Origin of the sequence: Peribacillus sp. FSL R5-0717, from assembly GCF_038002945.1 — a bacterium.
Classification (GTDB): domain Bacteria; phylum Bacillota; class Bacilli; order Bacillales; family DSM-1321; genus Peribacillus; species Peribacillus frigoritolerans.
The window spans coordinates 3713429-3726751 of record NZ_JBBOOF010000001.1 but is presented as its reverse complement, the minus strand read 5'-3'; the positions used below and the strand labels follow the sequence as shown (position 1 = coordinate 3726751).

13 protein-coding genes and 1 pseudogene are annotated in these 13323 nt (G+C 42.8%); 6 read left to right on the top strand and 8 right to left on the bottom strand.

What is annotated here, in order from left to right:
- The first annotated feature begins 111 nt into the window (after positions 1-111).
- Entirely contained in the window at positions 112-903 is a 792-nt protein-coding gene (locus NYE65_RS17965; protein ID WP_057275762.1) for a TIGR00266 family protein, read from the top strand.
- Positions 904-991: 88 nt separating this feature from the next.
- On the top strand, positions 992-1198 hold the full coding sequence (locus NYE65_RS17960; protein ID WP_222620127.1) for a hypothetical protein: 207 nt from the start codon (positions 992-994) through the stop codon (positions 1196-1198).
- Between the two features lies 1 nt (position 1199).
- On the opposite strand, the gene NYE65_RS17955 is transcribed toward NYE65_RS17960, so the two are convergent.
- Complete coding sequence (locus NYE65_RS17955) at positions 1200-1949, bottom strand: SDR family NAD(P)-dependent oxidoreductase (RefSeq protein ID WP_340862145.1); 750 nt, start codon at positions 1947-1949, stop codon at positions 1200-1202.
- Between the two features lie 243 nt (positions 1950-2192).
- On the opposite strand from NYE65_RS17955, the gene NYE65_RS17950 reads away from it, so the two are divergent.
- Both NYE65_RS17950 and NYE65_RS17945 read left to right on the top strand, forming a co-directional pair.
- A complete protein-coding gene (locus NYE65_RS17950; protein WP_328176108.1) occupies positions 2193-2495 on the top strand; it encodes a phasin family protein in 303 nt (100 codons plus the stop codon).
- Positions 2496-2509: 14 nt separating this feature from the next.
- Entirely contained in the window at positions 2510-4180 is a 1671-nt protein-coding gene (locus NYE65_RS17945) for an ABC1 kinase family protein (RefSeq protein ID WP_340861386.1), read from the top strand.
- Here the strand turns inward: NYE65_RS17945 and NYE65_RS17940 are convergent.
- The 3 genes and pseudogenes from NYE65_RS17940 to NYE65_RS17930 all read right to left on the bottom strand — a co-directional run bounded on the left by NYE65_RS17940 (position 4139) and on the right by NYE65_RS17930 (position 6403).
- Positions 4139-4522 (bottom strand): annotated as a pseudogene (locus NYE65_RS17940) (transposase). The gene NYE65_RS17945 and the pseudogene NYE65_RS17940 overlap by 42 nt on opposite strands.
- A 304-nt stretch (positions 4523-4826) precedes the next feature.
- Positions 4827-5759, bottom strand: coding sequence for a catalase family peroxidase (locus NYE65_RS17935; RefSeq protein WP_340861385.1), 933 nt, complete (start codon positions 5757-5759; stop codon positions 4827-4829).
- A 215-nt stretch (positions 5760-5974) separates the two neighbouring features.
- Positions 5975-6403 carry an Lrp/AsnC family transcriptional regulator gene (locus NYE65_RS17930; RefSeq protein ID WP_057275759.1) on the bottom strand — a complete coding sequence of 143 codons (429 nt, stop codon included), beginning with the start codon at positions 6401-6403 and terminating at the stop codon, positions 5975-5977.
- Positions 6404-6521: 118 nt separating this feature from the next.
- On the opposite strand from NYE65_RS17930, the gene NYE65_RS17925 reads away from it, so the two are divergent.
- On the top strand, positions 6522-6920 hold the full coding sequence (locus tag NYE65_RS17925; protein ID WP_268590661.1) for a carboxymuconolactone decarboxylase family protein: 399 nt from the start codon (positions 6522-6524) through the stop codon (positions 6918-6920).
- 114 nt (positions 6921-7034) lie between these two features.
- On the opposite strand, the gene NYE65_RS17920 is transcribed toward NYE65_RS17925, so the two are convergent.
- The gene (locus NYE65_RS17920) at positions 7035-7502 is read right to left on the bottom strand and encodes an Lrp/AsnC family transcriptional regulator (RefSeq protein ID WP_034314805.1); all 468 of its coding nucleotides are present in this window, start codon (positions 7500-7502) and stop codon (positions 7035-7037) included.
- A gap of 174 nt (positions 7503-7676) precedes the next feature.
- Here NYE65_RS17920 and hisC point away from each other — a divergent pair, with 174 nt between their 5' ends.
- Positions 7677-8801, top strand: coding sequence for a histidinol-phosphate transaminase (gene hisC / locus NYE65_RS17915; protein WP_328176109.1), 1125 nt, complete (start codon positions 7677-7679; stop codon positions 8799-8801).
- A 77-nt stretch (positions 8802-8878) separates the two neighbouring features.
- Here hisC and NYE65_RS17910 read toward each other — a convergent pair whose 3' ends face one another.
- The 3 genes from NYE65_RS17910 to NYE65_RS17900 all read right to left on the bottom strand — a co-directional run bounded on the left by NYE65_RS17910 (position 8879) and on the right by NYE65_RS17900 (position 13313).
- Complete coding sequence (locus tag NYE65_RS17910) at positions 8879-10258, bottom strand: amino acid permease (RefSeq protein ID WP_063577147.1); 1380 nt, start codon at positions 10256-10258, stop codon at positions 8879-8881.
- Between the two features lie 349 nt (positions 10259-10607).
- Positions 10608-12032: a dihydrolipoyl dehydrogenase gene (lpdA, locus tag NYE65_RS17905; RefSeq protein WP_063591900.1), complete on the bottom strand. Its 1425-nt coding sequence runs from the start codon at positions 12030-12032 to the stop codon at positions 10608-10610.
- Complete coding sequence (locus NYE65_RS17900; RefSeq protein ID WP_340861384.1) at positions 12033-13313, bottom strand: dihydrolipoamide acetyltransferase family protein; 1281 nt, start codon at positions 13311-13313, stop codon at positions 12033-12035. It abuts the gene before it with no gap.
- Positions 13314-13323: the final 10 nt, after the last annotated feature.

The window sequence follows — 13323 nt, the reverse complement described above, 5'->3', positions numbered from 1 at the left end:
ATATACCCGTGAAAACAAAAAATATATAAACTACAGCAGAAAACTGAATAATATTGGCAGGTTAAGAGTTTATCTTTTACAATGAAAATAAGAGGATAGGAGGAATGGAAATTGAATAATCATGAAATAGATTTTAAGGTATATGGAGATGACATGCAGTTTGTTGAAGTGGAATTGGACCCTCAGGAAACGGTGATTGCCGAGGCTGGAAGCTTAATGATGATGGAAGATCAAATCAAGATGGAAACCATCTTTGGTGATGGGTCTTCAAATGGTGACAGCGGAATGATGGGTAAGCTATTCGGGGCCGGGAAACGGCTACTTACTGGTGAGAGTCTTTTCATGACGGCTTTTACGAATGAAGGACGAGATAAAAAACACGTTTCATTCGCATCGCCATATCCAGGAAAAATCATCCCGATGGATTTAAGCGAGCTGGGCGGGAAAATCATATGTCAAAAAGACGCATTCCTGGCGGCCGCAAAAGGCGTTTCGGTCGGAATTGAGTTTCAGAGAAAAATAGGGGCAGGCTTCTTTGGCGGTGAAGGCTTCATCATGCAAAAACTAGAAGGAGATGGAATGACCTTCGTTCATGCCGGTGGCACGATCCATAAAAAGGAATTGGCAGCAGGGGAGATTTTACGCGTCGATACAGGATGTTTAGTGGCAATGACTAGCGGGGTAGATTATAATATTGAAACTGTAAAGGGTGTGAAAACCGCTTTGTTCGGCGGCGAAGGTTTATTCTTTGCAACATTAAAAGGACCCGGAACAGTCTGGGTGCAATCTTTGCCATTCAGCCGGCTTGCCAGCCGTGTATTTGCTGCAGCGCCGCAAAATGGAGGATCATCCGAAGAAGGCAGCGTAGCTAGAGGCTTATTCAATTTATTCAACGATAAATAAGAACCGGACCAATGGCTGCCATCCTGGCAGTCATTGATCTCTTTTGAAAAGGATGGGTAGCTACATGCAGCTTGTTAAGTGGTCCTACATGAGACGCTATAATATCAGGGCAATTTTTGATCAATTCCCGAATTCGCCTGTAATTTTCCGAAAAATAAGAGATTACTATTTTGTTTATACCGTTCACTGGACAGCTGCCGATGCCCCTATCGGCATAAAAGAGCTTGAAGAAATGGAACAGCTGCTCAACCGTGAGCTCGGGACTGAACTGCAATATCTCTACCGAAAAAAATGAGTTACTCCTCGTACATCATTTTTCTTGTCATGCCTCCATCGACGATAAGATCCTCACCCGTAACGAAATTATTTTCCGTTGCCGTCAAATAAAGACAGGCCCTTGCAATATCGTCCGGTTTGCCAACCCGATTGGAAAAATGCTGCAGGTGATCTTCATCCCTCAGCGATTCATAATCTCCCGTTTCAATCCACCCCGGTGAAATCGAATTGACCGTAATTTTCTCTTTGCCCAAAGAAGCGGCAAGTGCATGTGTCAGTGCTTTGATCCCTCCTTTGGTTGCTGCATAGGATTCCGAATCAGGCTCAGACATCATCGCTCTGGTTGATGCTATATTGATGATCGCACCTCCCATTTCATTTTTCCGCATCGAATCTGCCGCGGCCCGGGAACAAAGGAAAACACTGCGCAAATTCGTATTCATCATATCGTCCCATTCCTCTATCGTCAGATCGTAAAGCGATTTGAATAATGCCTTTCCTGCATTATTGATTAATATATCAATGGTCTTATATGTTTTTAGAGTTACATCCATCAATTGTTGAATGTCAGCTTCCTTGCGTACATCCGTTTGAACGAACATGGCTTCATGACCCTTACTTTTGAGCTCTTCCACACACAGAAGCCCTTCCCGCTCGTCCAAATCTGCGAGAACGACTGAAGCGCCGCTTTCTGCATATCCCTTTGCCACGCCTCTCCCTATCCCATTCGAAGCACCTGTTACAATCACCGTTTTATTTTTGAAACCCATTATTCCAACCTCACTTTCACAGCCGCTTTTCCCTATCATAATATCCAATCCGCTCCACTTCAAACAATTTTGAGCTATCTAAAAATCCTTTTCTTCATCATCAATAATCGCAGGACCCTTATATTTTTGTAGCTGCCCTAAAGTGATGTATGATAGATGGTAACAACAAGAATGAACCAGAGTGAAAGGCATCCGCTATTATCTTTCTTACAGTGTAAAAATTTATATTGGAGGAATGTAAAAATGGACTTATTAAAAAATGTGTTTTCTTTAGGATTAGGTGCAGCCTCTGCTACAAAAGAGCAAATTGAAAAAGCGGTGGACTCTCTTGTCAAAAAAGGCGATATCAGCAAAGAAGACTCCAAGATCCTTATTAAGCAATGGGTCGAAAAAGGGGAGCAAGCCCAAAAGCAGCTGGACGATTCCGTCAAGGCCAAAGTCAATCAAGCGCTCAATGGCCTAAACTTGGCAACTAAAGAAGAAGTCGAGGAATTGGAGCGCCGTATCGTAATTTTGGAGAAACAGAACCAAAACTTACAACCGTGACAGGAGGTACTTGAATGTTTCGCAAGCGACTGAAACACGCACATCGTTACCAAGAAATCATTAATGCCTTTTTGAAAAATGGGTTTGGTTACTTCATCTATCGCCTGGGATTATCCGAGAGTAAAGCGGGATCGAAACTCCAACCCGATGAAAACCTGAACCTCCGCTCAATCGGAGAGCGGCTGCATACGATATTACAAAGCTTGGGACCTACATTCATTAAACTTGGTCAAATTGCAAGTACGAGGCGTGATTTCGTTCCTGAAGAAATCGTCCGCGAGCTTGAAAAGTTACAGGACCAGGTCACCCCCTTTCCATTTGATAGGGTCCGTAAAATTGTCGAGGCCGAATTGGGTGATTCTTTGGAAAACATTTTCCTTGAATTTAATGAAACCCCACTGGCAACCGCTTCGATTGGACAGGTCCATACTGCTCGGCTTCCATCACTGGAAGTCGTAGCAATCAAAGTGCAGCGGCCAGATATTCTTCCGACTGTGGAAACGGATTTGGAAATTCTCGATGATTTGGCAAGACTTATGGAAGCACGCATATCTTGGGCAAGACGCTACCAAATCAGAAAAATGATTGATGAGTTCGCTAAATCACTCCGCGCAGAACTTGATTATAACTCCGAGGGTCGAAACGGGGAAAGAATAGCCAAGCAATTCATCGATGATCAAGGGTTTAAGGTACCAAGGATTCATTGGGAGTTTTCCACAAAAAGGGTCCTGACAATGGATTTCATTCAGGGAATTAAGATCAATCATTATAAACAGCTTGATGATGAAGGTTATGATCGCCGGCAAATCGCGGAAAGATTAGCGAACTCCATGCTTCATCAAATATTGATCGATGGCTTTTACCACGGTGATCCCCACCCAGGCAATATCATCATATTGCCTGGGAATGTTGTCGCACTCATGGATTTTGGAATGGTGGGACGTCTGGAGGAAGAAACGAAATATCAGTTCGCCTCGCTTGTCATCAATCTGAAACGCGGAAGCACCAATGGATTGATCAAGACGCTTTCAGATATGGGTCTCTTGACGGACGAAATCGATATGGCCCCATTAAGGGGGGATATTGATGAACTGCGAAATAAATATTATGATATCCCATTGAGCCAACTCAGCTTAGGCGGAGCAGTCAATGACCTGTTCACGGTTGCCAATCGTCACCAGGTCCAAATCCCACCCGAATTCACGATGCTCGGCAAGGCTCTGCTTACCATGGAGGCCATTGTCGAAGGATTAGATCCGAATTTCAGCATCATGAAGGCAGCTGAACCTTTTGGAGAAAGGCTTTTTAAAGAGCGCTACAACCCAAAAAACATTGCGAAGAACGCCTGGAATCAATTCATCGAGTCTGCTGAAGCCATTGCCGAACTGCCCAAGGATATCAGGGAAGTGACAGGTATCATTAAAAAAGGGAAATTGCGGCTCGATATCAACATCCCCGAACTTCAAGTTTTTTTACATAAGCTTGATCAAATCTCGAACCGGCTGTCGTTCAGTATCATCCTGCTTGCATTCAGCATAATCATGGTCGGTCTCATTATCGGGTCTGCAATAGGCGGGGAAACCTTGATCCTTTGGAAGATACCGGTTATCGAAATTGGTTTTGTCGTTGCAACCCTGATGTTCTTACTCATGCTCTACACTATTTTCAGATCCGGAAAAATGTAACTCACTTAAAAAGGGATTCAGATTGGTCTCATCCCGAACGTGGAGTAGGAGGCACTGGAAACCATAGCCTAAGAACCAACGGTAAGCCATATTTGTTTCAACATCTTCAATTGTTTTACGCATTGAACGAATTCCGAAGCCATATTGAATGAAAGTCAGTTTAACTAATATAACTGAATCAATACTTGGGTCTTCTACCTTTGAATACATGCCTCCAAATCATAAATGGAAGAGAAGTCAATGGCAGGCTCCATCTTAAGAACTAAGTTGCGCTGGCACCAGTTGATCTAGAGTAATCATTTCAAGTTGATTTCGCTGAATAGAATCATGTTTAGAAAGCATCCTCATCAAGGTTTTAATACTTCTATTTTAAAACAAAAATGACTCTAGGGAAAAGTGATCTACCTAAAAGGTAAGACACAGTTAATTGAAACGGAAGGTATGAGACTCCTGCTTAGAAAAGCCCGTCTAGGGGAGACCCCGCAGGCGAAAGCCGAGGGCCGACCGCCCGCGGAAAAGCGAGTGCCCTACGTTCCAATCAACGTCCAAATTATACAAGCCGTAAAAATAGACAAACTCGATTTTCATCGAGTTTGTCTACATTCAAGGGAATCCCTTTGGAATAGGGGGCTTTTCTTAATTTGATTCATTGGTTATTTATCCGACGTTCATATGAAACGGCATACGCACTATGGCGAAAATGCAAAATCCGGTCTTCCGAGCACTCGATTCCTTCAGGAATATTGGTTGGATCAAACAATAAAGTATCTTTACACACTTCCGATTTTTTGGAGATCATTAAATGCCCTATCGTGATTACCTGTTTATCTTCCGACCAAGCTATAGTCGGATCGTCAGTCGGGTCATTTTCCCCTCCTATTTGGATGTTCAATTTAAAGCCCACCGGTCCTTCTTTAAGCCTCTTTTCCATTTCTTCATCCAGATACTCCGGCGAATGCTCGGCAACCTCCCCTTTTTCTAACATACTACGGCCGGCATCTGGCACCCACTCATACTTGATTGCCTGCCGCCTTCCTTCCTTGTTAATGAAATAGAATGCGTGAATGGAGTAATATTGGCACGTTGAAAAACTGGCTGGAGAACGCATTTCTTTAAGCATTTGCAAGCTTGCCTTGCTTTCAGGGTATTTCCACAGGATTTTTGCAAGCTCTTTCAGAATGGGGAAACCTTCCTTTACAGATTGGAAAAAGCCAGCAATATCAACAAACGCTTGCGGTGTTTTCGCAAAGAATAACGGAATGGTCACAGTAATAAGATCTGACACCTTTCCATTCGGCAAATGAAATTTGACTGCCATGCCCTTTACAGGGGAAATGGCATCAGGATGGCTTGGAATCGGTGAGCTATTTGAAAACCGAATGATCACCGGCACGGCTTCATCCTGAAGATGCGAAGCCACCGTTAATGGGGACGCTTTTCCGTTTGGGGTAAAAACCCCCTCATAAACATATCCCCTTGCATGCACACGACGATAACCAGGATGTGTTCCTGCTACATTTTCAATCACATTTACTGCTTCCCTGGCCAGTTCAGGTTTGTAGTCGTCGGTTCCTTCCATGATACTCACCCCACCTTTTCAGATTATTATCCATTATTACATGTACCCCTTATTCCATTAGCTTATTCTTTCTTGAATCACCGAAAGCATTGATTGCAAAAAAACACCTGGCGCTGCAAACATATGTCATATCTTTATGGACACGTGATTTTATCCTTTAATTCTAGAACCATTCAAAATGACCGGGATCTCTTTTTCTTCCACTATAAAAATACTCATTCCTGTTCCGGCTCCACCTGTGAAAGGATCACATGGGTAACCGTTGCTGCAAAAGGAATGGTCCGATTGATGAATTCCTCCACTTCTTCAAGGCTCCGAGTGTGGATTTTCAGCATAAAGCAAGCCTGCCCGGCAATGCGATAACAAAAGTCAACATTCGGCACCTTGGAGATATACTTTTTGAATTTCTCATATTCCCCATTTTTTATCGTAGCTTCCACGATACACTCAATTGGAAAACCGATCTTTTTATGATCAATCTCGGCAACATACCCTTTAATGATTCCGAACGACTCCATTTGCCGAATCCGATCGGCAACGGTGGGGGCCGAGAGGTTTACTTTCTTTGCCAATTCCCTCATGGAGATTCGGCTATTTAACGTTAATTCGGCAAGGATGCTCTGGTCTTTCTCATCTATTTTCATTTTTAAATTTTTTCCCTTCTTCTCTTTACATTCGTTCATTATTGAATCACATTTCTTTACAAATGGAATTAAAATTCCTGGATTTTTATATTAGGATTATCTCAAAGGAGAGATGTTCATGACAAGAATAAAAAAATCATCACAGGGCTCCAGTCCATTTCAAAGATTATTTCACTCTGAAGAGATTTCGCATAAATGGTCGGATCTCTCAGATTGTATATCTGCAGATGGGAAACTTTCGGAGAAATTGAAGGAAAACGTCAGAAGGGTGCTGGCATACGGTAATGGCTGCTCATACTGCCAGGCAAAAGGGACTCCGCTAAAGCCGGAAGATATGAAAGAAAGCTATGCAATTGCCTTTGCGGAAGTATTTCTCCTGCAACGTGAAAAAACGGAGGAAAAGTTTTTCCAAGTATTGAAGGAAGTGTTCAGTGATGAAGAAATTTCTGAACTATTGGTATTCATTTGTTTTACAACCGCCCAGCAATATTTCGGGGCTTTGATGGATTTAAAATAACACAAAAAAGGAACAGGCCTTCCGCCTCGTTCCTTTCTGTAAAAAACCTACATTCTACCCTTCATTAGTTTGAACGATACCGAACCCCTTTACCAGCATCAGTTGAATGACCGCCTAGGATTTCGCACCATGATCCTCCATTTCATTGATCCTTGGAAGAATGGAGCGGGAAGGCACCGGGGATGTCAAAACCACAGATGTATTCAGATGTCCATAGGGTATTAATCGATCTATCAGTAATCTCATGCTGTCCATATCAGCTAAAGCCGCTTTCAAAAAATATCCAACTGTTCCTGTTACACGGTGGCACTCGATAATGTCTAAATCATTTTTCACTAATTGCTCAAAATCGGAAACAGGAACCTTAAGTTCACTCACCTGAATGAACACAAGTACACCCCTTCCTATTGCCAAAGGGGAAACCCTTGCGCTGAACCCCTCAATGATCCCCTTTTCTTGCAGGCGGTACATTCGTTCGGAGATGCTAGGTCGACTGAGAGCCAATTTCTTCGATAGTTCACTAATCGTAATGCGTCCATCTTTTTGTAAAAGTTCCAGTAAACTGACATCTATTTCATCCATGAAGCAACCGCCTTTCATAATGAAGGAATATAAGCATATATTTCTTTAAAATGTTGTATGGATAGCGAAAAATACGTTCTTTTTTGTATGTAATTTTAACAGTTAATATTCTATCATTAAAATAATCAAATAGAAAAAGAAAATTCAGAACTTTACCAAAGGGAGGAACCTGCATTGACCTTTACGAAAATCCCGGTTCGACAAAACATCGAAAGCATTAGCCCATATGTTTCCGGCAAACCAATTGAAGAAGTGCAACGTGAACTTGGTCTTGAAACGATCGTTAAATTGGCATCCAATGAGAACCCATTCGGTTACTCACCTCTAGCAAAAGAAGCCATGCTTAACGAAATGGAGCAAACCTCCTTTTATCCTGAAGGCATGGCGCCTGCATTAGCTGAAAAACTGGCAAGAAACTTGAATATCAATAAAGATCATATCATTTTGGGCAATGGATCTGATGAAGTGATACGTTTGTTGACACGAACCTATATCCAACAAAATGATGAAGTCATCATGGCTGATGTGACATTTCCACGCTATGAAACGAATGTATTGATTGACGGCGGCACACCTGTAAAGATTCCTCTTTCCAATGGTGTACATGACCTTCAGGGTATGTATGAAGCCATAACAGAAAAAACGAGAATGATATTCGTCTGTAATCCCAATAATCCGACAGGAACGATCGTTCAAAAAGAAAAGTTACGCTCTTTCATCGAGAAGGTGCCGAAGCATATTTTACTGATCGTTGATGAAGCATACTATGAATATGTCGATGATGCAGAATATTTAGAAACCTTACCGCTTCTCAATATGCATTCAAATCTGGTTATCTTACGCACTTTTTCAAAGATTTATGGACTGGCTGCTTTAAGGATTGGATACGGTTTAATGGATGCTTCCATCATACAAGAGCTAGTTAAAGTGAAGGAACCCTTCAATACCAATCGTTTGGCACAGGCTGCGGCATTCGCTTCCCTCGACGACCATCCATTTGTTGAGAATTGTGTTCGTAAGAATGAGGAAGGACGAAGATATTTAGAAAATGAACTAAGCAAAATGGGTTTGACATTCTTCCCTTCACATGCCAACTTCTTGATGGTTAAATTGAACCAGCCAGGCAAGGACATTTTTGAGAAGTTATTAATTCAGGGTGTCATCATCCGTTCAGGTCATTTGCTAGGCTATGAAAATACCATCCGCGTGACAATCGGCACTCCGCTTGAGAACGAGAGATTCATAGCATCCTTACAACATATAATCAAGAAAACATCTGGAGATGACCAATCGAAATGAAGTTGCAGAATATCAGTGATCAGTAATGAAAGATACGACATGGACGCCTTTGCCCATGTCGTATCTTTTATGCAGATTTATTTAGCGATATTTTTTTCTATTATAGGTGTTTCCTGTTTGTCCACTCTTTTAAATTTAAAAATTGAAATCAAGATTAAGGCAGCCAACACAATCAGGCAAGTAATGATACTGATTCGATTCTGATCACTGAATACGAACGTGACACAAATGATGCTTAACGTGATTACGGTAAACAAGGTTATATATGGAAATCCCCACAACTTAAAACTGGGAGCTTTGGGATATGAATTGCGAAGTTTAAGCTGCGCTAAACAGATGCTGATCCATACAAGTGATACTACAAAACCCGGGAATGCCATTAATAGAGTAAATGCCTTGTCCTGTGCAACGAAAGTAATCATGGAGCCGACGACCAATACACCTGCACTTAATAGCAAACTGTACAAGGGAACGCCATTTTTTGATACATAAGAGAACGACTTGGGAGCTTCCCCTTCTGCAGCTAAAGAATGCAGCATTCGGGTACACCCATATATTCCAGAGTTAGCGGCAGATAAGACGGCCGTAATCAAAATGAAATTCATGATATGTGCAGATCCCTGAAAACCTGACATTGACAAAACCTGTACAAACGGACTTGCCTGGTCGCCAATTTCATTCCACGGAATCAAACCGCAGATTACAAGTATCGGTAAGGTGAAGAATAATACAACTCTCCAAATATAGTTTTTAATGACCTTAGGTAAAATGCGTTCTGCATCCTTTGCTTCCGTTACCGTCACCCCTATTAACTCGGAACCGCCATAGGAGAACATGACGATCAGTAATGCCGAAAAGATAGACATCCACCCATTCGGGAAAAATCCTCCATGCCCTGTGAAGTTTTGCAGATAATTAGATCCGCCGCTTGGGATCACACCAAATAAAATACATGCTCCCAATATAATGAATAAGATGATCATTGTAATTTTAATGCCGGCAAACCAAAATTCGAATTCACCATAATTTTTGACATTCATCATGTTAATCCCAATGATGAAGGCCGCACACCCTAAACTTAATATCCATAGCGGGATTGCCGGGAGCCAATACTGCAAAAAGCTTCCTGCCACCACTACCTCAATGACACAAACGGACAGCCACATAAAACAATACATCCAGCCTACGATGAAGGAAAGGCGCTTACCGAATGCTTTCTGAACGAAGCCTTTCATATTCGTATTTGGATAGACAATTGCCATTTCCGCTATGGCACCCATGACTACTAGCAATAACAATCCTGCAAAAATATAAGTGAATATGACTCCTGGCCCTGCTAACGATATGGTTTCGGCACTTCCTTTAAAAATCCCAGTACCTATTGCCCCTCCCATTGCCATCATGCTAATATGCCTCGGCAATAATTTCTTTTGCAATGACCCACCATTTGACTCCATTACATTTGCCTCCTTCATTCCATAATTTTCTCGTATAAATTAAACCCATTTAATCGTTGAATGGCGAATAGATTTGTTATCTCATCAACCGTTATGGTTTAGGAGTGGAAGGATCCAAAGCTTATTGAAAACTCTATACTTCCCAAAGTAAAAATGATATCAATATGCCGATGGTTTTACAAGAGGGAATCATTGCAGGCCAATACGGCCCCTGTTTGGTCAAACGCCGGGACATAATTCCAAATGGAGTGAATTTACTGATAGCCTTGCCTTTCGGGTCTTTGACTCCATTAAGATAAAACATTCTAATCGGGGACTACATTGGTAATCCCCATGAATTTACCTTTTCCTATTTATTTACGATGTGAATTGCATGTCCCAAAACTGCTTCAGCCGCTTCCAGCCACCCCTCGGTCAAGGTCGGATGAGGATGCATGCTGAGGGCTATATCTTCGACCCGAGCCGCCAGCTCAAGGGCAAGGACCCCTTCACCTATAAGGTTGGAAGCATCAGCACCTACCATATGCATCCCAAGCAATATATGACTATTGGCATCCACGATGACTTCTGCAAACCCCTCCGTTTCATTCGTTGCAAGCGCCCTTCCGTTGGCACTGAACGGAAATTTGCCAACCTTTACGCTGTATCCCTGTTGTTCAGCTTCTTCACGGCTTAAACCAACACCAGCTATTTGTGGTTCCGAGAAGATTACATAGGGAACATAAGGCGAGTCAACGGCACTTGGCAGCCCCGCTATCACTTCAGCTGCCACGATTCCCTGTTTGGACGCTCGATGGGCAAGTGCCGGACCAGGCGTAGTATCACCGATGGCAAAGATGTGCGGCACATTTGTACGGCATTCCATATCCACTGCTATATGGCCTTTCTCACCAACCGTCACTCCAGCCCGATTCAGGCCAATTTCTTCCGTGTTAGGAATCCTTCCAATTGTAACCAGTGTCTTTTCGCTCACGACCGCTTCCGTACCCTGTTCTTCCGAGGAAACAAGAAGATGCACTTGACCATCCACTACACTCGCTTTCTCTACCCTCGAGGATGTTTTGATATTGATCCCGAGCTTCTTGGCATTCCGGGTGACGTCCTTTACCAGGTTTTCAGCAACTTGAGGGAGTATGCGATTGGCCATCTCAATGATGGTCACTTTAGTCCCTAACTTTGCAAATGCCATACCCAGCTCGATTCCAATATATCCTCCGCCAATGATCGACAAGCTCGCTGGAACTTCATTCAGCTGCAAAGATGATGTTGAATCCAATATATATTCTCCATCGACTTTTATGAAGGATGGAATGAAAGGCCTGGACCCTGTCGCAATAATTGCCTGTTCAAACTTGTAGGTTTCAAAATCGCCACCGGTTTCAACTCCAATGCGGTCATCAGATAAAAAAGTTGCTTGGCCTTTAACCACCGTCACTCCGTTTTCCTTACACAAATGGGCAATACCATGCCCCAACTGGGATGTGATGCCCCCTTTCCAATCCTGCCAAACCCCCAAGTCCATAGTGGTTCTTTCCTGAGGCAGCCGGATTCCCATTTTCCCTAAATCGTTAAGCCCATGGTATTGATCAGCTGCGTGAATCAATGCTTTTGAAGGTATACAGCCCCGATTAAGGCAGACCCCGCCCAACTTATCCTTTTCAACCAGCACGACCGATTTACCTAACTGGCCGAGACGGATAGCCGCAGCATATCCTCCCGGACCTCCTCCCATGATGACAACATCCGTCTCAACAGCAACTTCCCCTACTACCATTTATCTCATCTCCACAACTAAACGAATTGGATTTTCCAGCAATTCCTTGATTTTATTGGTAAAGTGCACCGCTGTTACCCCATCAATCAAACGATGATCGAAAGAAAGAGACATATTCATCATTAAACGGATAACACCTTCCAAATCGCGAACGACCATGCGATGTTCCATTTTATGCAAGGCTAATATGGCAGCTTCCGGATAGTTAATGATCGGGGTAGCGTGCATCCCTCCGATCGGTCCTACATTGCTGATGGTAAATGTACTGCCTGTGATTTGGTTTATACTCAGCTTCCCTTCACGGGCTTGGGTTGCCAATTGCCTGATTTCATCAGCCAGTTGGAAAATGGTTTTTTGATCGGCATGTTTGATCACAGGAACAATGAGACCCTCTTTTGTATTCGTCGCAATCCCAATATGATAATAATTTTTCAGGATGATTTCATTGGTTCCTTCATCAATTGAAGCATTTAATGTTTTGAACTCCTTTAAAGCGATGACAATGGCTTTAACGAAAAACGGCAAAAAAGTCAATTTTATATCCTTATCATCTGAGTACTCCTTTAATTGACTTTTAAATTCCTTCAATCGGTCCATTTCCAATTCATCTACATGCGTTACATGAGGAATGGTCGAAACGGACTTTACCATATGTTCAGCGATTTTTTTACGAATGCCTTTAAGCGGAATCCGCTCTTCCCGCTCATTTTCCAAACCATTTGCCAGTACCGCATCCTTCATCGGGGCCATCTCTTGACCAGTCTTGTCATCATGCTGTTTGGCATCTTCCCGTGTAATCGAATCATTTTCTTTAAACTGCTTCAGGTCACTTTCGGTAATTCGCCCAGCCGGACCGGAACCTTTAACCTTCTCGATATCAATCTTCATTTCCCTGGCCATTTGACGCACGAATGGGGTTGCCAACGCACGCACTGCCTGATGGTGCTGTTTAGTCGTAATATGCTCCGCATTTACTTTTACATCACAGGATTGCCCGACTTGGTTTTCTTCTTCACTAATGTTTGTATCCGGAACTGGCACATCGTTCTCTTCCTGAATTGTGAATATAGTGGTTCCCACTTCCACGATATCCCCAACGGAAAAAAATATTTCCTTGACCACTCCCGCTGCCGGGGCTGTCAATTCCGCATTAACTTTATCCGTTTGCACCTCAACAATGGGTTGGTCCTGTTTTACCGCATCCCCTTCTTTGATGAGCCATTGGATAATTTCCCCTTCATGCATCCCTTCCCCTACATCAGGAAGTTTAAATTCCATCATGCGTCATCCT